The 22,918-nt window shown below is 39.1% G+C and carries 21 protein-coding genes; 11 read left to right on the forward strand and 10 right to left on the reverse strand.

Annotation, left to right across the window (positions count from 1 at the left end):
- Positions 1-16: 16 nt before the first annotated feature.
- The gene (locus R2Q78_RS13510) at positions 17-889 is read right to left on the reverse strand and encodes a tetratricopeptide repeat protein (RefSeq protein WP_316792741.1); all 873 of its coding nucleotides are present in this window, start codon (positions 887-889) and stop codon (positions 17-19) included.
- Positions 890-895: 6 nt separating this feature from the next.
- On the reverse strand, positions 896-1,198 hold the full coding sequence (locus R2Q78_RS13515) for an HU family DNA-binding protein (RefSeq protein ID WP_008240139.1): 303 nt from the start codon (positions 1,196-1,198) through the stop codon (positions 896-898).
- A 162-nt stretch (positions 1,199-1,360) separates the two neighbouring features.
- Between R2Q78_RS13515 and mutY the strand changes: the two genes are divergently transcribed.
- Positions 1,361-2,410, forward strand: a complete 1,050-nt coding sequence (gene mutY, locus R2Q78_RS13520) for an A/G-specific adenine glycosylase (protein WP_316792746.1) — start codon at positions 1,361-1,363, stop codon at positions 2,408-2,410.
- Positions 2,411-2,424: 14 nt separating this feature from the next.
- On the forward strand, positions 2,425-2,847 hold the full coding sequence (locus tag R2Q78_RS13525) for a single-stranded DNA-binding protein (protein ID WP_136837814.1): 423 nt from the start codon (positions 2,425-2,427) through the stop codon (positions 2,845-2,847).
- A 72-nt stretch (positions 2,848-2,919) separates the two neighbouring features.
- Here the strand turns inward: R2Q78_RS13525 and R2Q78_RS13530 are convergent, their stop codons facing one another.
- Together R2Q78_RS13530 and R2Q78_RS13535 are read right to left on the reverse strand one after the other, a co-directional pair.
- Positions 2,920-4,377 (reverse strand): DUF4270 domain-containing protein, encoded by a 1,458-nt coding sequence (locus R2Q78_RS13530; RefSeq protein WP_316792749.1) that lies wholly within the window; start codon positions 4,375-4,377, stop codon positions 2,920-2,922.
- 20 nt (positions 4,378-4,397) lie between these two features.
- Positions 4,398-5,222, reverse strand: coding sequence for a glycogen/starch synthase (locus tag R2Q78_RS13535; protein ID WP_316792751.1), 825 nt, complete (start codon positions 5,220-5,222; stop codon positions 4,398-4,400).
- Positions 5,223-5,375: 153 nt separating this feature from the next.
- Between R2Q78_RS13535 and panC the strand changes: the two genes are divergently transcribed.
- The 3 genes from panC (at position 5,376) to R2Q78_RS13550 (ending at position 7,877) form a co-directional block, all read left to right on the forward strand.
- Positions 5,376-6,245, forward strand: a complete 870-nt coding sequence (gene panC / locus R2Q78_RS13540) for a pantoate--beta-alanine ligase (protein ID WP_316792753.1) — start codon at positions 5,376-5,378, stop codon at positions 6,243-6,245.
- A gap of 45 nt (positions 6,246-6,290) precedes the next feature.
- Complete coding sequence (gene panD / locus R2Q78_RS13545) at positions 6,291-6,641, forward strand: aspartate 1-decarboxylase (RefSeq protein WP_316792755.1); 351 nt, start codon at positions 6,291-6,293, stop codon at positions 6,639-6,641.
- A 96-nt stretch (positions 6,642-6,737) separates the two neighbouring features.
- Positions 6,738-7,877 (forward strand): acyl-CoA dehydrogenase, encoded by a 1,140-nt coding sequence (locus R2Q78_RS13550; RefSeq protein ID WP_316792757.1) that lies wholly within the window; start codon positions 6,738-6,740, stop codon positions 7,875-7,877.
- A gap of 173 nt (positions 7,878-8,050) precedes the next feature.
- Here the strand turns inward: R2Q78_RS13550 and R2Q78_RS13555 are convergent, their stop codons facing one another.
- Positions 8,051-8,398 (reverse strand): phage holin family protein, encoded by a 348-nt coding sequence (locus tag R2Q78_RS13555; RefSeq protein ID WP_316792759.1) that lies wholly within the window; start codon positions 8,396-8,398, stop codon positions 8,051-8,053.
- Positions 8,399-8,416: 18 nt separating this feature from the next.
- Between R2Q78_RS13555 and R2Q78_RS13560 the strand changes: the two genes are divergently transcribed.
- From R2Q78_RS13560 to R2Q78_RS13585, 6 genes are all read left to right on the forward strand, one after another.
- Complete coding sequence (locus R2Q78_RS13560; protein WP_316792761.1) at positions 8,417-8,842, forward strand: hypothetical protein; 426 nt, start codon at positions 8,417-8,419, stop codon at positions 8,840-8,842.
- A gap of 245 nt (positions 8,843-9,087) precedes the next feature.
- The gene (gene rimP, locus R2Q78_RS13565; RefSeq protein ID WP_316792763.1) at positions 9,088-9,552 is read left to right on the forward strand and encodes a ribosome assembly cofactor RimP; all 465 of its coding nucleotides are present in this window, start codon (positions 9,088-9,090) and stop codon (positions 9,550-9,552) included.
- 2 nt (positions 9,553-9,554) lie between these two features.
- Positions 9,555-10,790 (forward strand): transcription termination factor NusA, encoded by a 1,236-nt coding sequence (gene nusA / locus R2Q78_RS13570; protein WP_316792765.1) that lies wholly within the window; start codon positions 9,555-9,557, stop codon positions 10,788-10,790.
- Positions 10,791-10,907: 117 nt separating this feature from the next.
- Positions 10,908-13,931, forward strand: coding sequence for a translation initiation factor IF-2 (gene infB, locus R2Q78_RS13575; RefSeq protein WP_316792767.1), 3,024 nt, complete (start codon positions 10,908-10,910; stop codon positions 13,929-13,931).
- A 105-nt stretch (positions 13,932-14,036) separates the two neighbouring features.
- On the forward strand, positions 14,037-14,969 hold the full coding sequence (locus R2Q78_RS13580; protein WP_316792770.1) for a GDSL-type esterase/lipase family protein: 933 nt from the start codon (positions 14,037-14,039) through the stop codon (positions 14,967-14,969).
- 103 nt (positions 14,970-15,072) lie between these two features.
- Positions 15,073-16,152 carry an acyltransferase gene (locus R2Q78_RS13585; protein WP_316792772.1) on the forward strand — a complete coding sequence of 360 codons (1,080 nt, stop codon included), beginning with the start codon at positions 15,073-15,075 and terminating at the stop codon, positions 16,150-16,152.
- On the opposite strand, the gene R2Q78_RS13590 is transcribed toward R2Q78_RS13585, so the two are convergent.
- The 5 genes from R2Q78_RS13590 to R2Q78_RS13610 form a co-directional block, all read right to left on the reverse strand.
- The gene (locus tag R2Q78_RS13590) at positions 16,149-17,108 is read right to left on the reverse strand and encodes a glycosyltransferase (protein ID WP_316792773.1); all 960 of its coding nucleotides are present in this window, start codon (positions 17,106-17,108) and stop codon (positions 16,149-16,151) included. The two genes, R2Q78_RS13585 and R2Q78_RS13590, sit on opposite strands and share 4 nt — an antisense overlap.
- Entirely contained in the window at positions 17,105-17,962 is an 858-nt protein-coding gene (locus tag R2Q78_RS13595; protein ID WP_316792775.1) for an alpha-1,2-fucosyltransferase, read from the reverse strand. The genes R2Q78_RS13590 and R2Q78_RS13595 overlap by 4 nt, the downstream gene beginning before the upstream one ends.
- 314 nt (positions 17,963-18,276) lie before the next feature.
- Positions 18,277-19,557, reverse strand: coding sequence for a S41 family peptidase (locus tag R2Q78_RS13600; RefSeq protein ID WP_316792777.1), 1,281 nt, complete (start codon positions 19,555-19,557; stop codon positions 18,277-18,279).
- A gap of 253 nt (positions 19,558-19,810) precedes the next feature.
- On the reverse strand, positions 19,811-21,280 hold the full coding sequence (locus tag R2Q78_RS13605; protein ID WP_316792778.1) for an MAC/perforin domain-containing protein: 1,470 nt from the start codon (positions 21,278-21,280) through the stop codon (positions 19,811-19,813).
- 576 nt (positions 21,281-21,856) lie between these two features.
- Positions 21,857-22,873 carry a glycosyltransferase family A protein gene (locus R2Q78_RS13610; protein WP_316792781.1) on the reverse strand — a complete coding sequence of 339 codons (1,017 nt, stop codon included), beginning with the start codon at positions 22,871-22,873 and terminating at the stop codon, positions 21,857-21,859.
- Positions 22,874-22,918: the final 45 nt, after the last annotated feature.

Here is a 22,918-nt window from a genome sequence, read left to right on the forward strand (position 1 = left end):
TTTATAAATCTGTTTATTAATTTTTACTTTTTAGCTCTGCTACTTTGTCGTCAATAAATTTAGACAATGTAGCATTTGCAGCTAGCTTTTTACTGTTCAGATAAGCTTCAATAGCCTCAGTGTTTTTGCCTAAGTTCTCATAAGCTGTACCCAGATAGAAATAAGCATCCGGAGTAGGCTTAATTGCGATGATGTCTTTAAAACGAATGATCGCTTTATCAAACTGACCCGATTTAATCGCAAATGTGCCTAAGCTCATGTTGGCTTTTAGATTTTTCGGATCCTTCTTTACAACATCCATCAACATAGCAATACCCTGCATAGGCATTCCCATTCCATTAACTATTGTTATTCCTAAGCCTGTTTTGGCATCGTTACTGGTAGAGTCTAGTTTAACCGCATTGCTAAAAGCAGAATTTGCTTTTTGTAGTAATGCAGGTAGCATTAAACTGTCCCTTGTATTATCAAATGCCTTTAAAAACCGGTCTCCGGTGATTAACCAATTGTTCAATGTCTGTTCCTTGTTTGCTACAATTTCCAGGTATAAAGCACTTGGAATAGTCTGTTCCACATCATCCCACTTTTGAGCAAGTAGTTTGGCGGTAGCGGTCTTTTCGTCTTCCGCAGCCCCTTTATACTTGTTTTCAAGCGAGGTGATTTCTGCAGCAAGACTGGCATTCATCGTATTCTTTGCTGAAGTAGAAACTTCATCCAGATTAATTGGCTCTGGAGCAGCAGTTGACGATGACATTTGTCCGCCCGCAGGAACTTTACTGGTTTCCTCTTTGGGTTTTACTAAACCTTTAATATCACGAGTAAACAAAAACGCAATAAGCACAGCTATTGCACCTATAATGACGAATTGTTTAGATCTGATACTGTTTAGCATAATCAATTAAGCTTCTACGCTTACTTTTTTTGAATTGTTCTTTACTTTATCAACAAATACTTTTGCTGGTTTGAAACTTGGAACAAAGTGTTCAGGGATAATGATTGCAGTGTTTTTAGAAATATTTCTAGCAGTTTTCTGCGCTCTCTTTTTTACAACAAAACTACCAAAACCTCTTACATATACATTCTCTCCGCCGATCATACTGTTTTTGATCACTTTGAAAAATGCCTCAACGGTTTCTTGTACATCTACCTTTTCAATTCCTGTTTTCGTTGATATTTCTGAAATAATATCTGCCTTAGTCATATTCTCTATTAATTTATTTATATGTATTATATACTTTATAAGTGTTTTGGGGTTGCAAAAGTATTGCTTTTTAATGAGATAGGAAAATAAAAGATGATTTATTTGTTAAGTCTTCTATCACTGAATTGCAAGTTTTACGAATAACGGCGTATTTTTGTACTTATGGCTTTTCAAACTGAAATCACAAAGTGGTATTTGAACAATAAAAGAGACCTGCCCTGGCGAAAAACAACAGATCCTTATGTGATCTGGTTGTCGGAAATCATTCTGCAGCAAACCAGGGTAGAACAAGGCTTGCCATATTTTAACAGATTTCTGGAAGCTTACCCCACTGTATCCGACTTCGCGAATGCATCCGAAGAACAGATTCTTAAGTTATGGCAAGGCCTTGGCTATTATTCCAGGGGTCGTAATATGCTATATACTGCCAGGCAAATACAGGAAAAGTACAATGGTATTTTTCCAGTTAAGTATGATGAACTGATCCTCTTGAAGGGTGTGGGCGATTATACTGCTGCCGCAATATCCTCCTTTGCAGCCAATGAAACTAAGCCGGTAGTAGATGGGAATGTATTTAGGGTCCTTTCGCGTTATTTTGGGATAGATACCGCTATAAATAGTACGGAAGGAAAAAAGCAGTTCCTCGCATTGGCCAATGAATTGATCATCGGAGAAGTCCCATCTTTATACAATCAGGCGATCATGGAGTTTGGGGCGTTGCAATGCAAACCCAAATCTCCTTTATGCAATGTTTGTCCGCTCCAGGCCGACTGTTTCGCCAGGAAGAATAATCTCGTAGATGTCCTGCCTGTCAAAGAAAAGAAGCTTAAAAAACGCACACGTTACTTCAATTATTTTATCTGTACAAATGGAGATCAGATTCTCATAAAACGCCGTACTGCTGGTGATATCTGGCAGGAGCTCTATGATTTTCCGCTTCTGGAAACCTCTGATCAGTACCATAATATTGAGGAAGAATTCCTGACACAACTGAAAAAAAGTTTTGGTGAGTACTGTACAATCGTGCCTTTGGATCAAAAAAAACATTTACTAACACACCAAACTATATATGTTCAATTTTTTGCTTTAGATAATTATATCATTAACTTTAATCAGAATGCAGAAATAAAATGGGTAACATTTGATGAGTTCGACGAATTACCGCAACCTAAAGTGATCACCAATTTTATGAGCTCTTATTCCGTAAATTAGAAAAAACAGAATTCATGTCAGGTATTAACAAAGTTATTTTAGTTGGACATTTAGGCAAAGATCCTGAAGTCAGACATTTAGATGGAGGTGTAACTGTTGCTAGTTTTCCTTTGGCAACATCAGAAACCTATAACAAGGATGGCAAAAGAATAGAGCAAACAGAGTGGCACAATATAGTATTGTGGAGAGGATTGGCTGAAGTGGCTTCAAAGTATTTGCAAAAGGGCAAGCTGGTTTATATAGAAGGTAAGCTGCGAACACGCTCCTTCGAGGACAGAGAAAAAATAAAGAAGTATGTCACTGAAGTCGTTGCGGAAAACTTTACTATTCTTGGAAGAAAGAGTGACTTTGAACCAACCCCCGCTACCGGAGAGCATACCACTCCAAAAAGCGAGACCGATTATATTGATGATCCGGCGGGAGACCTGCCTTTTTAGAATAAATTATAGCACAATAAAAAAAGCCTTTAGAATTTTCTAAAGGCTTTTTTTATTTGATGCAGAATAAGTCTATTCCGCTATTCTCGTATAATATATGTTAAGCTTAATACCTTTCTGTCCTGTAGGAATAGATTTGGTATTAATAACAGCTCTTGCCGCTGAGGTTACAGAAGGAGTTAAGTTGTATTCGGTTAATGAACTCGGTGCTAAATAAGTACCATAGTCCTCTGTTGCGCCGTTGATCAAATCCTGGATATAAGCTGTTACAGTAAATACATACCTTTTGTTAGTAGTATCATAAAAACCTCCAAATAAAGTCTCAGATCCAGCATATCTGTAAGGGTCTCCGCCACCTGTCGAAGTAGGTGCATCATTATCAGGAATGTTTTTTCTTTGCCCGGCAATGTCAATCTTATAAAGAGCGAGTCTTGGTGCAGCTACAAAAGGAGCCACATCAGTTCCTGCATTTAAGTTGACCACCAGTTCTGCTCTATTTACTACTATTTTGGCATTAGCATTACCTGCTTTAACTCTCGTTACAAAATCTTTCAGGTCAGGGAATGCAATTTTGTTCCTAACCCCTGCCATAGCTTGTAAATAAGTTACCTGATATGGAGTAGTTGGGTTCGGGGCATCCAGTTGAGCCTTTACAGGGGTTCCTGCGTAGTCATGTTTAATTGTTGCAGCCACAGGACCTGTACTTGCACTTATTGGGAATTTAACTGCTACGGTGTCAGTCACAGAAGCTGTTGATGCATTTTGCTTTTTATAATAGATTTCTACATTGGCATCTGCACCAGTGAACCCAAAAAATATGATTCCGCCTTTACCTGTGCTGCCGGCTTTGTTGACACTAACATGCAAGCCTTTAAAAACATTCGAAAATTTGTTGTTTGTAGACCTGTTTGCAGAATCCAGGTTCATGATGTTGTTTTGAATAAACGCGTTACTCAGTTTTATTCTGATCTGGGGTACTACGGTTTTAAGCGTATCAGCAGCGCCAGTCACGATATCAGTTATCTTAGCAGGAGTTTTAGGCTGTATTTTACCGGTAAAAGTTCCAAGCACGGTCGTTTCAACCGGCCATTCCTTATTGCTTTGGAAATTTTTCTGCAGAGACAGGTTGTCTTTCAATTGTTGTACATTAAAGCTGTAAACAGAAGTCGTGGTATCGCCATAAAACTGAGTAGAATATGGAAGAACCAACACTGCAGAGTCAATTGCTGCATTTGTTCCAAAAGTATAATAGCTTGCTGCAGGCAATGTTACTGCCATTGCCAAACTTGCTTCCGTATTTCCAAAAATAGGGTCAGCATTGATAAAACCAAGAGGATGTCTTGGCATTGCAATGGTTGAAGTTACCTCATCAGGTACAGTGGTTGTTGCTACGGTCACTCCGTCTTCCAACGTTCCTTTGATTGCAAATTCAGGATCCGGATCAAAGCCGATAGTGTTGGTGTTTTTACACGAAGTAAAAAGAAAAAGACCTATTAACAGGGTCAATAAGTCTTGTTTTGTAAATTTCATATTTTTAAAATAACCTGAGTTTATGCTATTGAAACCAATTCTTCATTCGAAATTTCTTCATATAGTGAATAGAAATTGTCGAAATTTTCGGTTAAATTATAAGCTAAAGTTGGCTTATTAGAATCTTTAACAAATTTTAACACATCGGCGTCGATCTTTTCATCAGCTAATACTACTGCGTCTGAATAAGTTACCGCTCCAATATGCAAAGCATTACAATCTGCTTTTTCAAATACCTTGGTGTCTTCTACAGACATAGAATTCATCACAGCTTTTTTGTATAAATCAGTATTTAATGTTTCAGCAAAGCAATTCTCATATATAGAATACACCACTTTTGAATTTTTAAAAGTAGGGTCGTTTTTGTATGTAGTTTTGATATACGCAGGTACCAACGCGGTCATCCAGCCATGGCAATGTACAATATCCGGAGACCAGCCTAATTTCTTAACAGTTTCAAGGGCGCCTTTGCAAAAGAAGATTGTTCTTTCGTCATTGTCCGCATAAAACTTATCCTCTTTGTCTCTGAATACGTATTTGCGCTGAAAATAATCTTCATTATCCAGGAAATATACCTGCATACGGGCAGCCGGGATAGAAGCAACTTTAATGATTAAGGGGTTGTCATTATCATCGATAATGATGTTCATGCCTGAAAGGCGGATAACCTCGTGCAATCTGTTCCTTCTTTCATTAATGTTTCCAAACCTGGGCATCAAAATGCGGATTTCGAATCCTTTATCCTGCATTGCCTGTGGTAACTGACGGGTAATTTCTGAAATCTTTGTGAGTTCAAGGAAAGGCGACATCTCGTGTGTAACAATCAGTAGCTTCGTTTTTGCCATCTCCATATTCGTAAATAAAAATTTATGTTAAAGAAAAGATTATCAAGGGGCAAAGGTAAGCAAAATAATAACATTTATCAATATAATACGCAAGATGTTTTGTTGGGAATGTATAAATAACCAACTTTGGCGTTTGAAATTTTATAAGCTGGTTTGGAAGTTATAAATACTATTGCGGCATTGAAGTCGCTGCTTGGTCCAAAAAAATTGGCCCAACAGAAAATCGCGCTCGTGCCTACAATGGGCGCATTGCACAAAGGACACGTATCGCTTATCAAAATCGCGCAGCGATATGCTGATGTAGTGGTGTGCAGCATCTTTGTAAATCCTACACAATTTACAGATCCTAAAGATCTGGAGAAATATCCCAGACCTCTGGAACACGATATGGCAATGCTAAAGGAATCCGGATGCAATGTAGTATTCATGCCTTCAGTAAAAGAAATGTACCCTGAGCCTGAAACCTGGCACATAGACCTAGGGCCGGCAGAGTTTCTGCTGGAAGGCGAATTTAGAAAAGGGCATTATCAGGGCGTTACACAAATCGTTAAAAAGCTCTTCGATGCGGTAGAACCCGATACGGCTTTCTTCGGACAAAAAGATTTTCAGCAGGTGCTGATGATTGAAAATATGGTCGCCCACTTTAAGCTGCCTGTTAAGATCATTACCTGCCCCATCATCAGGGAAGAAGACGGACTCGCCATGAGCTCCAGAAATATCCACCTCAATGCTGAAGACCGCAGGCATGCAGTAGTATTAAGCGAAGCACTCTATCATGTAAAGGAATTTTTCGATAACAACTGTAAAACACAAGAGGGTATAAAAAAAGAAAAATTACCAGCGCTGGAGGATGTGGCCAAGCGGATGATTTCACGTACTCCGGGCGTTGAGCTGGATTATTTTGTAATCGTAAGCGGTCATACCCTGATGCCGCCTACAGATAGTTACGGGCTGGGGCTTGTTGCCTTAGTCGCGGCTAAAGTCGGTGAAACCCGCCTGATTGATAATATGATACTGAGCTGAACAATAGAAAAACCATTCATTCACAAATTTAGCTAACTTTGCAGTATGATTATCGAGATATTAAAATCGAAGATACACCGTGTTAAAGTAACACAGGCAGAACTCAATTACGTTGGAAGCATTACCATTGATGAAGATCTGATGGATGCTGCCCAGATTATCGCAAACGAAAAAGTGCAGATCGTAAATAATAATAATGGCGAGCGCTTTGAAACCTATGTGATCAAAGGAGAGCGGGGAACAGGTACCGTATGTCTAAACGGTGCTACCGCACGCAGGGTCCAGGTTGGTGATATATTAATTATCATGTCCTATGGTTCATTACCTGTAGAGGAAGCAAAAAAATACCATCCGATACTGGTGTTCCCGGACGACAATAACCGTCTTTTGAAATAAAACTTCATCCTTCTTTCAAAATAATACTATGCAACCATAACACTTTGTGTTGGAATTGTATAAATTTGGCATAACTTATTATTTAATAATATAATTATGCTATTTCAATTAAGTGAAGAACAATTGATGATCCAACAGGCCGCAAGGGATTTTGCACAAAATGAACTTAAGCCTGGGGTTATTGAAAGAGATGAGCATCAAAAGTTTCCTGCTGAACAGGTAAAAAAGCTTGGCGAACTCGGCTTTTTAGGAATGATGGTGTCCGAGAAATACAACGGCAGCGGTATGGATGCCATATCCTATGTGCTGGTAATGGAAGAGTTGTCTAAAATAGACGCATCAGCTTCTGTAGTCGTATCTGTAAATAATTCCCTGGTATGTTACGGACTTGAAGCCTATGGCTCGGAGTTTCAGAAAGAAAAATATTTAAAACCCCTTGCTTCCGGAGAAAAGATCGGCGCATTTTGCCTTTCAGAGCCAGAGGCGGGTTCTGACGCGACTTCTCAGCAAACCACAGCAGAAGATAAAGGTGATTATTATTTGCTGAACGGAACCAAGAACTGGATTACCAACGGAAGTACTGCTTCAACTTATTTAGTTATTGCTCAGACAGACCGTTCTCTAAGACATAAGGGCATCAATGCTTTTATCGTGGATAAAGGAATGGAAGGCTTCACTGTTGGTCCGAAAGAGAACAAATTGGGTATTCGCGGTTCAGATACGCATTCGTTAATGTTCAATGACGTTAAAGTTCCAAAAGAAAACAGGATTGGAGAAGAAGGCTTTGGTTTTAAGTTCGCTATGAAAACCCTGGAAGGCGGACGTATTGGTATTGCAGCGCAAGCATTAGGCATTGCGGCAGGTGCATACGAATTGGCGCTTGCCTATTCAAAAGAACGCAAATCATTTGGAAAACCAATTTCTGATCATCAGGCTATAGCATTTAAACTTGCCGATATGGCTACCCAGATAGAGGCGGCCCGTCTGCTGGTGCATAAGGCAGCATGGTTAAAGGATCAGGGGCAACCCTATACACTTGCGGGTTCTATGGCGAAATTATATGCTTCTAAAGTAGCAATGGATGTGACAATTGAAGCTGTTCAGATCCATGGAGGTTATGGATTTGTAAAAGAATATCATGTAGAGCGCCTAATGCGTGATGCAAAAATTACCCAGATCTATGAAGGTACTACTGAGATCCAGAAAATGGTGATCTCAAGAGAAGTGTTGAGGTAAACTTAACAGAATAAAAGAGGTTGTATCATTATAATACGGTCGTCCTGAAATAAATTACCTTCGGTGAGCTCGCTGAAGAGCTCGGTTTGCTTCGCAGCATCTTCGAGGTCAGGACGATGTGCAGAAAAACTGCATGCTTTAGATTAATGATACAACCTCTTTTTTGTTTGTAATTAATCCTTATCGCTCCCTGCAATCGCACCAAAAATTGCTTTAATGATCGCAACTACAATAGCCAGAATGGCTGCAGCCCAAAAACCTGTAGTACTAAATCCTGCCATCAGGTTATCGACCAACAGGATCATCAATACACTGATGATAAATGACACCAATCCAAGTGTTAGAAAATTAACAGGAAAGGTCAATACCCTTAAAATGAATCCAATGGTTGCATTGGCCAACGCAATCAAAATTGCTGCAATTATTGCTGTTCCATAGCCGTCGACGGATACACCAGGGACAAGTTTTGCGCCGAGAAATACGGCAAGGCCCATTAATAAAATTTCTACAATCAGTCTCATAATGTTTAATTTAGTGGTATGGTTAAAAGTATCGTTAAGTTTTCAGCAATAATCATGCTGTTTGTATCAGCATGTTCATCATCAAATAACAAGCCACTTTTAATCAAATTTTCGGCAGACAGTACAGCAATAGAATTTAACAATGTTGATCCCGCTGGTATGCTAGAACTGAATAACCTTTCTAAGCGCGATTCAGTTTTAAACGATCTGATTTCTGTGTTGCAGATTCCTTCTGAAACTGATACCCTGAAGGAAGCGGCAATACAGGGAGTAATGATCATTACAGACAGCAATGTCGTTTTTAAGCCGGTTAGGCCTTTCTTGAAAGGACGGGACTATCTTGTGATTACGCACTTGAACAGCAGTTTCGGTGAAATGGATAAAATCCTGAAGTCCGAATTAAACTATGGAGTAAAGCCAAATCAAAAAGTGCTAACAAGGTAATGATGGCATCGTAATAGGGAAATACTTTGCCTATAAATAGTTCACAAATAGGTACCTGTTTGTGGTTTTTATGTGAACAAGGTGTGAACCAAGTGTGAATAAGCAATTTTCTTGTGAACGACCTGTCGCGTAAGAGCCTTAAGATTAAAGCATTTTTAATTTTTGAAAATATTTCATACATTTGCACAGTAATAGAGGTAAGAGGGGGCAGGAGTCCCCTCTTTTCTGTTACTGGCAAATTGGTTATGCAGGTAGAAAAAAGAGTAAAAGAGTTAGTTGAAGAAAAAATTTCGGACAGACCGGAGTTGTTCTTGGTAGAGATAAAAATGCTTCCGAACAATAAGCTTATTATTCATGTTGATGGTGATGAGGGCATTACAATTCAGGATTGTGCAGCAATCAGCAGACATGTTGGCTTTCATTTAGAAGAGGAAAACACGATTGAGAAGGCATACAATTTAGAAGTTTCTTCGCCTGGTATCGGAGAGCCGTTAAGGCTAAAGAGGCAGTATGATAAGAACGTAGGTCGTGAGGTGAGCGTGAAATTGTTGGGCGGAGAAGTGAAGGAAGGCAAATTGCTTTCTGTAAGCGAAGCAAGTATTGTGATCGAAGCTAAAGTAAAAGAAAAAGGTAAAAAAGTGCAACTGCTGGAAACAGCCGTTGATTTTAATAATATAACAGAAACAAAGGTTTTAATTTCATTTAAATAAAAATGAGCAATATTAATTTAATCGATTCATTTCAGGAGTTTAAGGACTTCAAAAATATCGACCGTCCTACAGTGATTAGTGTGCTGGAAGAAGTATTTCGCAGTATGTTGCGTAAGAAATACGGTACTGATGAGAATTGTGACGTAATCGTTAACCCGGATAATGGGGATTTAGAGATCTGGCGTACCAGAAAAGTGATGGAAGATGGTTTTTCTGAGGATGACGATTTGGAAATTGAACTTGCTGAAGTTAAACTACTGGATGCGGATATGGAAGTTGGCGACGACTACATTGAGCAGATCACCTTGGAGAGCTTTGGCCGCCGTGCAATATTAGCAGCACGTCAGACATTGGTTTCTAAAGTTTTGGAGCTTGAAAAAGACGAGATCTTTAAAAAATATAAAGACAGGGTTGGTGAGATTGTAACTGGTGAGGTTTACCAGGTTTGGAAAAAAGAAACTCTGGTACTTGATGATGAGGGTAATGAGTTGATGATGCCTAAAACTGAGCAGATTCCGGCTGATTATTTCAAAAAAGGTGATTCTGTACGTGCCGTAATCCTTAAAGTGGATATGGTAAATGCAACACCTAAGATCATCATCTCAAGGATTGCTCCTGAGTTCTTACAACGTTTGTTTGAGATTGAGGTTCCTGAGATATTTGACGGCCTGATTACGATCAAGAAAATTGTTCGCGAACCGGGAGAGAGAGCTAAAGTTGCTGTAGAGTCTTATGACGACAGGATTGATCCTGTTGGAGCTTGTGTGGGTATGAAAGGTTCACGTATTCACGGTATCGTGAGAGAACTGAAAAATGAAAACATTGATGTAATTAACTTTACGAACAATGTTTCATTGTACATCACCAGGGCATTAAGTCCTGCAAAAATCACTTCTATTAAACTGGATGACGAGACTAAACATGCTTCAGTTTATTTAAAACCAGATCAGGTTTCTCTGGCGATTGGTAGAGGTGGCCACAACATTAAATTGGCAGGTAAATTAACAGGATACGAAATCGATGTATATCGTGAGGCTGGAGAAGAAGATGAGGATGTGGATATTGAAGAATTCTCAGACGAAATCGATAGCTGGATCATTGATGAGTTAAAAGCTATTGGCTGTGATACGGCTAAAAGTGTATTGGCTCTTTCTGTTGATGAGCTTGTAAAACGCACAGATCTTGAAGAGGAAACGATCAAGGAAGTGATGAGTATTTTGAAATCAGAATTTGAATAATACGTTCTCTATGTTTTCACTAAATTATGTAGTCATTAAAAACTAATTGTCTACACATGAAATAAACAAGAATAAACGTTACTTTTGTATAAGAATTAAAGAAAAAATAGGATATCAATGTCAGACGACAAACCAATAATTTTATTTAAAGCAGTTAAGGAACTTAACGTAGGGATCGCTACGGCCGTTGAGTTCCTGGAAAAGAAAGGCTTTTCTGTTGAGAATAAACCCACTACTAAGCTCTCACGCGACATGTACAATGCGCTGTTGAAAGAGTTTCAGGGCGATAAAATCGTAAAAGAAGAAGCCAATCAGATTGTTATTGGTAAAATTCGTCGTGATGAGCCTGAGATAGCTGAGAAAGCTGCTGAGGCGCCTAGAAAAAATGTTGAATTTGAAAATGAAGGCATTTTAATCAAAAATCTGAACAGTTATACTCCTCCAGCTGAAAAAGCGAAAGAAGAAGTTCCCGCAAAGCCGGCTGCAGAAGAGAAAACTGAAGAAAAAGCAGAAGAAGGCGCTTTGCCTGGTGTAAAAATTGTAGGAAAGATCAATCTTGATGATCTGAACTCTAAGACACGCCCTGTTAAAAAAGAGGAAGCTCCTGCTCCTGCACCAGAACCTAAAGCTCCTGAAGTTCAGGAAGCCCCTAAGGCTGAGGTTAAAGCGGAAGCTCCTGTTGAAAAGCCGGTTGAAGCACCGAAACCAGAGGTTGAGAAACCGGCAGAACCTGTAAAAGCGGTTGAAGAAGTGAAACCTGTTGAGGCACCTAAGCCTGTGGAAACTCCAGTGGTTAAAGCAGAGCCGGTAGCACCTAAGGAAGAAGCTGCTCCTAAGGTAGAAAAACCAGAGGAAACAGAGGTGATCAAAGCACGTTCGGTAAAACTTTCAGGTCCAAACATCATCGGTAAAATTACTTTGCCAGTGACGCCAGACCGTAAGTCGCAACCTGTTGCTTCATCTGCGGATAGCGCTGATGCGAAGCGTAAGCGTAAGCGCAAAAAGACTCCTGGAGGACATCCGGGGCAGCCTGGACAGCAAGGTCAGGGTGGTCACCAACAAGGTGGACAACCAGCTCAGCAAGGCGGACAGCCTGGTCAGCCAAGACCTGCGGCGCCTGTGGGCAACAGACCTGACTTCAGAAATAACACTAACAATACAGCCAACAGGCCAAACTTTAGGAACAATAAACCAGGAGCTCCTTCTGGCGGACCTAAGGAAGAACCTACGGAAAAAGAAATACAAGATCAGATCAAAGCAACACTTGCCCGTTTGAGCGGTGCTGGTAAGTCTGGTAAATTTGCCCAGCGTGCTAAACTACGCCGTGGCAAGAGAGATGATGTCGCTCTTTCTGCGGAGGAAGCGGCAATGGAGCAGGAGCTTCAGTCTAAAGTTTTGAAGGTTACAGAATTTGTAACAGCAAATGAACTGGCTTCCATGATGGACGTACCGGTAACCAAGATTATTGGTACTTGTATGAGTCTGGGGATGTTCGTGTCGATCAACCAGCGTTTGGATGCAGAGACACTGACCATCGTGGCCGATGAGTTTGGTTACGAAATTCAATTTGTGAAACCAGACGACGAGAGCGACAGCATCATTGAAGAAGTAGATGCAGAGGAAGAATTGCAGCCAAGAGCACCTGTAGTGACCATCATGGGTCACGTGGATCATGGTAAGACCTCGTTGCTGGATTATATCCGTAAAGCAAATGTGGTAGCAGGTGAGGCCGGTGGTATCACCCAGCACATTGGTGCCTATATGGTAACGACTTCAACAGGTAAGAAAGTAACCTTTTTGGATACACCGGGTCACGAAGCTTTTACGGCTATGCGTGCAAGGGGTGCCAAGGTGGCGGATATTGCGATTATTGTAATCGCTGCAGATGATGCGGTGATGCCACAAACGAAAGAGGCGATCAGCCATGCGCAGGCAGCTGGCGTTCCTTTGGTATTCGCATTTACAAAAATTGATAAACCGGGTGCAAACTCAGAAAAAATACGCGAGCAGTTGTCTACCATGAACATCCTGGTAGAGGATTGGGGTGGTAAATTCCAGTCGCAGGAGATTTCAGGTAAGAGCGGATTAAATGTAGACCTCTTATTAGAAAAAGTATTATTAGAAGCAGAATTATTAGAATTAAAAGCTAATCCTGATAAAAGAGCTACAGGTAGCGTAATTGAGGCTACTTTGGATAAAGGACGGGGTATTGTAACTACAGTTCTGGTACAGGCAGGTACGCTTAAAATAGGTGATCCTATTTTAGCAGGAAGTTATAGCGGACGTGTTAAAGCGTTGTTTAACGAGCGTGGACAGAAAGTGGATAAAGCAGGTCCGTCGGTACCGGTACAAGTATTGGGTATGCAGGGTGCGCCTACTGCAGGCGACCGTTTTAACGCCATGGAAAGTGAAGTGGAGGCGAGAGAGATTGCCAACAAGCGTCTGCAGCTGATGCGTGAGCAGGGTCTTCGTACACAGAAACATATTACTTTGGATGAGATTGGTCGTCGTTTGGCTATCGGTAACTTTAAAGAGCTCAATCTGATTGTGAAAGGTGACGTGGATGGTTCTATCGAGGCATTGTCTGACTCCCTGTTGAAATTGTCTACACCTGAAATACAGATCAATGTGATCAGTAAAGCGGTGGGTCAGATCTCTGAATCTGATGTATTGCTGGCATCAGCTTCTGATGCGATCATCATCGGTTTCCAGGTAAGGCCTTCGCCAGGAGCACGTAAGCTTGCTGAAGCGGAACAAATTGATATCCGTCTGTACTCTATCATCTATGATGCGATCAATGAGATCAAAGCGGCGATGGAAGGTATGCTTGCCCCTGAATTTGAAGAGAAGATCACGGCTAACGTTGAGATCAGAGATACCTTTAAAATCACTAAGGTGGGTACAATTGCGGGATGTATGGTTCTTGATGGAACGATCACACGTAACAGCAAGATTCGTATCGTAAGAGACGGTGTGGTAATTTATACTGGTGAGCTGGCTTCATTGAAACGTTATAAAGATGATGTGAAGGAAGTATCAAGGGGTTACGAGTGCGGATTGAATATCCATAACTTCAATAACATTGAAGTAGGGGATATTGTTGAAGCCTACGAACAGGTAGAAGTAAAACGTAAGTTGTAAAAGACTTGAATATATTATTGTAAAGCGCCTTATTTTTTAAGGCGCTTTTTTTGGTTTAATTTATAGATGCTGCTTAGGAGGATTTTTATTTTTATATGTTTTGTGATGTTGGGCATGACAGCATTTTCTCAAGGGAGGATGCCTGTATGTGGCCCTTATTCGCAATTTTATAGTAAAGATAGCCTCAATATCGTAACCTTTGGAGCCAGTACCGTGCAAGGTAATGCTGATCCTTTTAATTTCCAGACTTCCTTAAAATCTTTTCTGGAAAACTGCTATACAGGTAAACCTGTGGTGATTTCTAATCAGGGAATTGCCGGTGAAAACACCACTCAGGGCCTGTTGCGTTTTGATAAGGCAATAGAAAATAAGACCGGTTTCGTGCTGATCCTGATGGGGGCGAATGATGCGGTACAGATTACCGAAGGGAAAGAAAAGCTGAGTACGACCTTAGGTAATATGCGTACCATGATCAATAAAGCCAAGAGTAAGAAACTGGCGGTAATCTTGGGGACAATCCAGTATTTCGTAGAAATACCTGGTAAATCTCCGGAAGCGAGACTTTCACAACGTAAAAACAGAATTGTAGACCTGATCAATAATGGCTATAAGAATCTGGCGAAAGAACTTGGGGTTAGGGTTGCGGATATCAATTCTCTAATAGGTAAGAATAAACAACTTTATGCAGATGATGTACATCCCAATGCAAGAGGATATCGCGTTATTTCTTTGATGTGGTTTGATGCTTTAAATCAGGAAATCATTGAAAACTACCTTTCTCCGGGGATTGTTCAAAACTACCCGAATCCTGCAAATACTTTTACCAAGCTTGGTTTTAACCTGCCAAATGCAGCTAGGGTTAAAATTACGCTATATAATATCTTCGGACAAAGGGTTGCTGTTGTCTTCGATGATTACAGAAATGCGGGATATCAGGAGGAAAATATCTCTACGGAAATGTACGCTGCGGGAGTGTATGTGTTACATTATGAGATGCTGGATCATAAGTTTTCGAAAAAACTTGTCATCGTACATTAAACTATCTACACTTTTTATATCTAAATCTTTACTGTTAACAAGTGTTAATCTTTGTGATTTTAGCGAAGAAAAGTGGATTTTTGCGCCGACCTAATTGTATTTAATGGAGCTAGTAGAGAAAAAAGAAAAGAAGAATTTTGATTTTGTAGACACAATCAGGTGTATTTCAATGATAGGGATTGTTTTTGAGCACTGCGCTGCCGGCGGAACAGGCTTATACCGGTCATCATTTTTCGATACGGTGGTTGAAACCTCAGTGATACAATCCTTTAAATTTAGTACGATCGCCTTCTTTTTAATCGGGGGATTTCTCATCAATCATAAGTTCCAGGAATACACGGCAGGACAATACCTCAAGAACAGATTCAGGAGTACAATTAAGCCATGGCTTTTCTGGTTATTAGTATATGTTGCCTTGATGGTATTGGACAGGTATGTGGCTTATTTGAGGGGTGGTGATGATGTACTGGCAACAAATTTTTTCGGCTATGTCTGGGAGCGCTTTGTTTTCGGAATATTTTACACCTCCAGTTGGTTCGTGCTGAATTTTCTGATCTGTATCTGTATCCTTCTGCTATTTAAGCGCTATTTGTATAGCTGGGGACTTGGAGTTTCATTGGCAGTTCTTTCGCTGATTTATAGCTTAAATATATACCATCAGTGGTTTGTAAGTACGCACTCAACAGCCCTATTTGGTTTTGTATTTTATCTTTGGCTTGGCGTGATGCTTAATAAGTATTTTGATGTGGTCATGTCATCTATTAGAAAAACATCCTGGTTTGTCCTTATATCGGTAGTTGTGGCATTATTTGCACTAGCTATTGCTGAATCTTTTATTCTTGTGCAATTGGATTCTAAGGATGCTTACAATACGCTGAGGATCACAAACGTGTTTTACTCCTTGGGCATGTTTGCGCTTTTATTAAAGATCGGGGCACTGGATTTTTTACAACGGAACTTTGAGCCCAGGAAAACTACTTTTGGTATTTACTTGGTCCATTTTGTAGTAGTGGTGAGGTTCCTTCCTTTGATATTTCAACCACTAAAACTTAACCTTGAAGAATACTCAGTATGGCAGAATACAGGTATCCATATATTACGCTTCTTCATTGTATATGGCACGAGTTTTTTGATGGTCAGACTGATTCAGAAGACCCGGTTTAAATGGATTATTGGGAACTAACTATAACTTGCCAGTATCTGATCTATTCTGTTGGCATAGGTATGGTTTTTTAAAATATTTTCCTGCATTCTTTTAATCATCTCCATGCGTTTATCGGGGTTGGAAATGTAGTAGTGCGCTTTTTCCAGAAAGTCATCGCCATTTGTTGCGATAATGAGCTCATCTTCGGGAAATAGTTCAGCTGCAAGCGGGTTGTCGCAGATCTGAAACCCACCAAGCATAGAAGATTTGAATACCATTTCGTTTAACAGCATCTTGTTTTTGATTTCAATTTCCGTATGGATATTCGGTGTGATGAATGAGCGGCTGTAATATAGCTTTGATTCAATTGTCTCGCGACTAATCATATTGTGCTCATTATATTCCAGGTAATTGGGAAGGGACTTTTTTAGGGGTTGAATAAAGGAATTGTATGCAGTTGTGCTCTGTCCAATATTGCCAATCCATAAGAAGTCAAATTCAGGATTTGATAGTGGTGCCGCATACTTTGTTTTGTCTGCACAGTGAAGCAAGTGAATAAGATTTAGTCCGAGGTCTTTTTTATATCCGGAGAAAAAACGCTCATTTATGGATTCTTCATAAACTGAGCAGATTAGCATTTGATGTTTTTTACTGTACTTTTTTACTGCCTGTTTAGCTTTTTCTGTTACAACGGGAATCTTTAGATCATAGTCGCAAACCGAATAGAATGAGCCCCACAGTACTATTTTTGTGCTCTTCAATAAATTTAAAGGGATATAAGGGATGTTTTCTACAGAAACAAAGATAATGTCTGGGGCATAGGCGGCCAATTTGAACTTTTCGTCCGGCCAGAAGGAATTTTCCAGTTTTGTGATGTCGAAAAACCGGAAACTATCCTTTCTCTCTATAAATGCACTTTTAAAGCCATTTGCCATAGTTTTAGCTGCATAGCTATACTTATTATTGATGTTGTAGATATATGCAATCTTTTTCATATGGTTATCCAGCCCTTAGGTAGCAGGCCTGAGGTATCTAATTTAGGATTATTTACCCATTTTTTCGGACAAATAACGATGTTATTGTTGTTTTGATTGAGCCATGCTGCCCACCAGCTAAAACTGCTATTTGCTATGATATTGTGCTTGCAGTTGCTCATTAGCTGCATGTCCAGATAGCTTTTTGTACCGTTATTCCAAGATATGAATTCGCAGTTTGTCAGGTTCAGGTTTTCCCGGCACCATTCAATGTCATTGGAAAAGATAAAGTATTTAGGAGAGTCAACTCTCGATTGTACATATGATATGGCCTTTTGATAGTACTCCAGGTTACATACTCCACCAAGTAAGGGATCGGTAAGGTAGTCCCCTCTTCTGATGTGTATAGATACGCTACTGGAATTTTGAATACTGTTTAATGCTCCCTGGTTTTTGGAATCAGATAGGTTGCTAAATGTAAAATCTGCTCTTATTTCTTTACTGATATCCTGAAAATAGGCTAAGTTTTGCCAATATCCCCAGTAATATGCAGGTTTGGGATTGGTGAAAACTTCCGGATCAAAGCCAAAAAGATTAATTTCCTCCTGATAGGCTTTCTTAAGGTTCAGTACTCTTCTGAGCTTTCTGTAGATCCATTTTTTATGGTGGACCTGATAGAGCTTGCTTTTGAAAAGAGATGCCCTGGAAACACGGATGTCAAAAAGATCTTCCAGTTCAAATCCGTTGTGCAGTCCATAATCATGGAAACCTTGTAAATCTGCTTTTACATTGGGAAATCTTTTCTGCAATGCTTTATAGAATGCATATTGAAACATCTGATTACCCAAGCCTCCTAAAAATCTAACAATTTTCATTTAGTCTAATATAGATTATTTAGAGATTGAACCGATGCCTTTAATGGAAAATGCATTTATTTTGGTCTTTTTTATATGAATAATTATAATTTATGCGGATTCGCTACCCCAACTCTCACTGCGTGAGGTGCACAGTAAATGGAGACCTTTTCTGCTAATGCGCTCAATAACGGAATCTAGAGAATAAATCTTGTGATAGCTATCATATCAGAATTGAGTAACACCGTGTGTCATTATACTTACTAAATTGGAGTTGAGGAAATCAAAATGATGTATAAATTAGATGTTAGTAATTCGATTTCTTATGGATTTTTCTACAACTTGTAGCGATTCTCAATCAAAATAGAATGCTGCTCAAAAGCAACATCTTTAACCACCGATGTCGATAAAGTTGGCATTCCGATTACTTTAATTTTGCTTCTGTCAAATTCGGCTTGAATATCTGTAAGTACTCGTTTTAAACACAATTCATCCGGATCTCCGATATCATGGATGCCGTCTTCCTGAACATTTATGTCAACTGGAAAACCCTGAAAATAATCAGACGACCCCACAGCGTTCTTAATTAAGAAGCCAGATAGGTACATTGTTATATCTTTAATGGAGATGCTTATAAAGCCTACAGGTTTACCATAAGTTTTAGAACCTACAATTTTTACATTTAAGTAAGGTTTAATAACATTTATAAGCATTTCACTCGCTGATGCGGTTTTCCCGGAGACTATGAAATAGACGTATTTAATCGTTTGTAGACTTCCTTTTTTACTGAATCGATATGTATTCTTGTCTAAGCTATAGTCTATATGACCTTTAGTAATAATTTTGCCATTGACTATTAGAGGCCGATCTAAACTATTAAGAATGGGTTGATTGTACAGTATTGGAGTTTTGCCTAGCTGCATAAGACTATTATATTGTTCCGTATACATAATCTTGCCGTTCAAATCGGCAGGCACAATTAAATTAGCTAAGTATTCTGCAGTTTCTACGTATCCGCCTCCATTATTCCTAAGGTCGACAATTAGATGAGAAGGGTTTTGTGCTGCGACTTGTTTGAAAATGACTTCTAGATTTGACTTACAGTCATCTAATTTTGGAAATGACTGCAAGTAAACGTATCCAACTTTCGCTATTCCTAAATCAAATACTGCAGCTACATCAGCTTTCGGAGTAGCATTCATAGGCTCTTTAGTACTAAGTCTTTTGTTGTTGATCGTATTAACTTGTAGGTAAGAGTATTTCGGTTGCCCTGTATATTCCCCCAATTCATAAGGTTTCCCAGTTGCAGGATTGACTTTTAATTGAGATATGTCGTATAACTCAGTTTTAAATGCACTGAGACTATTTATTATTCCAGCGTATTTTGTTCTAGGGTTGAAAGTTGTATAAACCGGTAACGCATCGTTCCAAAGGTAGACCTGCCGAGCATATAAATAGATGGAATCAAGTGTTAATTCAGCATCTGTTCCCGTTCGCGGAGATATATCCTTACTTGAATCAATAGGTGCATTTTTCCTGCAGGAAGAAAAGACTGTTATCATTAAACCAGTTAATGTGCAGATTAATTTGACTTTACGTGCTGCTAAGTGGAACATAGTGTTAGGTTAATCACATCAAGATGCATTCATTTTCAACCTTAGAAAATAAGCTTGATTTATCGCATTTAAAATAAATATATATTCCCCAACCCATATAGCTTGGAATTTAAAGGTTGAATATTTTTATGATGCTAAGATGCAGTAGCTTGAAAGACATATTGGTATTAGGAGATTAGAGCTCCTTTTGATGATTTCAGGTAATTGTTTCCTATAGGCTGACATCGTTTTTCAGCCTATAGGAAACAATTAATTATGGTTTAATAATGTAGCCAATTGCTCCTTGGAAGATGTTTCCCCAAGTATTGACTAAGTAGTCAACCTCTTGTTGACTTGTAACGTACATTGTGTTTTTATCTCCGTTGCTTTTAACCTGATAAAGAGGTAATAAACCGGGACTCTGAGAAAAGGCATATCCAACTATTCCATAATGTATATTTTTCCATCTTACTACATGTTCGTCTACATCATGTTGGTTAGTTAAGAAAAAATTGTTTTTATCGCCTATGCTTTTCATTGAGTGAAGCGGTATTGTACCTGTTCCTGGATTTGCCGCGATATATCCAATCATACCCTGATATTGGTTACCCCAATTATTAACTAAATTGTCCACTTCTGCTTTTGAAGTAACAATCATCGTATTTTTATCGCCAACACTATGGACTTTAAACAAAGGGGTAAGTTTCAATATTTGAATTTGACTATCATTAATTCGCTTTTCAACTGCAGCTTTAACTGCAGCTTTCTTTAGAGGATCGGCTATTAGATCATATAGAGGAATTGAACCACCAATACCGACTAACACGCAGTTGTTGACAGTAATTGACTGCTGCCATGCGCCGATATTAATGGATTGAGAAATATTTCCATTAGCATCAACAGAGACTGACAATCCCGAGGTAGCCCCTCCATAGGCAATTAAATTGAACTCCCTGTTCATATTCTCTGTAATAGCCTTCGTTTTTTCTGTAGAGCTAAAATTTCCAGTTACATTTAGTCCTAGGGCCTTTGTTACTGCAAAAGCGATTCCCGCACTGATCGATCTAGTTTTGTTTTCCTGGGTATTTTCATTAATCACGGCAGCTTTATGATGCATGGTCAAACGTCCTCCAAGCGTTATATCTGTTAATAGATGTGTGCCGTATATTTGAACTAAGTTATCAGCACTTAAAGTTTGTACGTTTGATAAAAAACCCGGTGAGAGATACTGGATTAATAATCCCACAGGCACATCATCATTAAATTTAATTCTTTTTATCCTTTTTACTGATTCGAATGTAGCGTATGAATATTTACTGGTGTAAAAATCAACTTGTTGATTAGTACTTTTAAAAGTACCTGAATAAAATTGTTTACCAGAATCTACCTTCGCGGTGACGCCGAATTCTTTTGTTACATCTTTGAGATACTCAAAGTAGTCTGAACCGCTAAATAGTCTACTGGTATCAATTCCACCGCTCTGGGGAGCAATCCTATTGGGTTGTTCCAAGTTGAATCTGTCCATATCTATTATCGGAGCATCTGATGCATTATCAATATGAAGCATAGGGCCTGTGACGTCAAAGCCGAAACCTAGTAAGTCCCATGCGCCGTCACCATTATATGCAACTTTTTTAGAGTCCTTTAATGCTGGGATTTTGTCATTAAGGATGTCTTTTTTTGAGCAGCTATAGAGCATAGCTGACGCGCAGAGAAGTAGGAGCGCTAATTTTGTTCTTTTCATTTTTAAATTTTATTTTTTGCAAAGGTAATATTTTTAATAAAAAATTTTCAGAATTTCTTAATTAAATTCTAGTGCCTGCTCCTGAAAAGTATTAAGGGCATTGGACAGCAGGAGATTATTTAATAATTTTTCATGCCCAAACTGGAAAATTGGCTATTGTAGAATCTGAATGACCCTTCATTAAGCATTGTGACTATTAAATAAACTTGTGATATAGGAAGTGAGCAACGTTAAATTGACTTTTTATCTTATCTGGAATGAGCAATCATATCCATCAATCATTAAGCAGGTTGAATGATTTTTCCTAGGAAGAAATGTTATATTCTGATCCGATCTGCAGGCAATAAAGTTGAAGTATCGAATTAAAGATCATTAACCCATTTTTAGCATCCTGTAACTATCTTACATGGATTGGAATTCAGCCATGCAGCTCGCCAGCGGCATGTCTAGATAGCTTGATTTACTATTATTCCATGATATGAATCTACAGTTTGTGATGTCGAGGTTTTTCTTGCATCACTTAATGTCACATTTGATTACTTAGTCCGCCTAAAAATTTATAACCTTCATTCAGTGTTAGTTTGAAATTGAACCTAATCCTCTTAAAGAAAGCTTAAAAGTTTTCCTCAATTGCCTGGCATTTACATAAGACCACTTAAAAATCTTCTTGTTGAACAATAATGCCATGGCATTCATTTTTGCTTTTTTTGTAAGGATAATTAAAAACCAATAATCGAAAAGCTTTTGTTCAAAAGCAATTTCCGGATATTTTTTTAGGGTTTGGTTTGCCAGTTTGAATTTGTTGAATAAATCAAGATAGTCAGCGAAATCATAGCTGAAATCCCAAGCCAGTAAACTATAAAACGTATTCACAGTACGCTTGTCTGTTGGCATGTTGAGCCTGGCTAATTGCTTCCTCTTGATTTCGATTACTTTCACTTTTCCGATTTCAGCGTGTGCAATGGAGGTATTGCTATTGTGGTCCCTGTATTTGACCAAAACTTTGTCTAAATTACCCACAGGATACTTATCTGCCATTCTGATGAACAGGTCATAATCTTCTGCGGGGGCATAGTCTTCGTATCCCCCTAATTCTTTTAATATGGAGGTTTTGTACATTACAGCAGAATTGACATAGGTATTCAGAAAAAGCAATGTCATTTTTATGCCGTCCGGGTCTGTAGGGACCATGAGCCTGTTGTCTTCAACATGTTCTCCTTGGCTATTGATTATCGTTCCATGTCCGCCACACAATGCAAAATCAGGATTCTGTTGAAAAAAGGCATATTGACTTTCCAGGCGGCCGGGACTGGCTATATCGTCACTGTCCAGTACAGCGATATATTCTCCTCTGGCTTCTTTTAATGCAACATTTCTTGTAAAGACGAGGCCACGGTTTTTCTCGTTGTGAACCAATCTGATCCTTGGATCAGTAAATGATTCAACGACCTGAACGGTATTGTCCGTAGATCCATCATTTACGATCAACAACTCCAAATCTGTAAAAGTTTGTGTTAAAATACTCTTAATAGATTCGCTTATATAGTCGGCAGCATTGTAAGCCGCCATAAAAACTGTTATTTTTGGAGTCATGCAGAACAAAGATAATGCAGAGGATGAGATATTAAGTTAATGAGG

The organism is Pedobacter frigoris (assembly GCF_032678645.1).
Classification (GTDB): Bacteria; Bacteroidota; Bacteroidia; order Sphingobacteriales; family Sphingobacteriaceae; genus Pedobacter; species Pedobacter frigoris_A.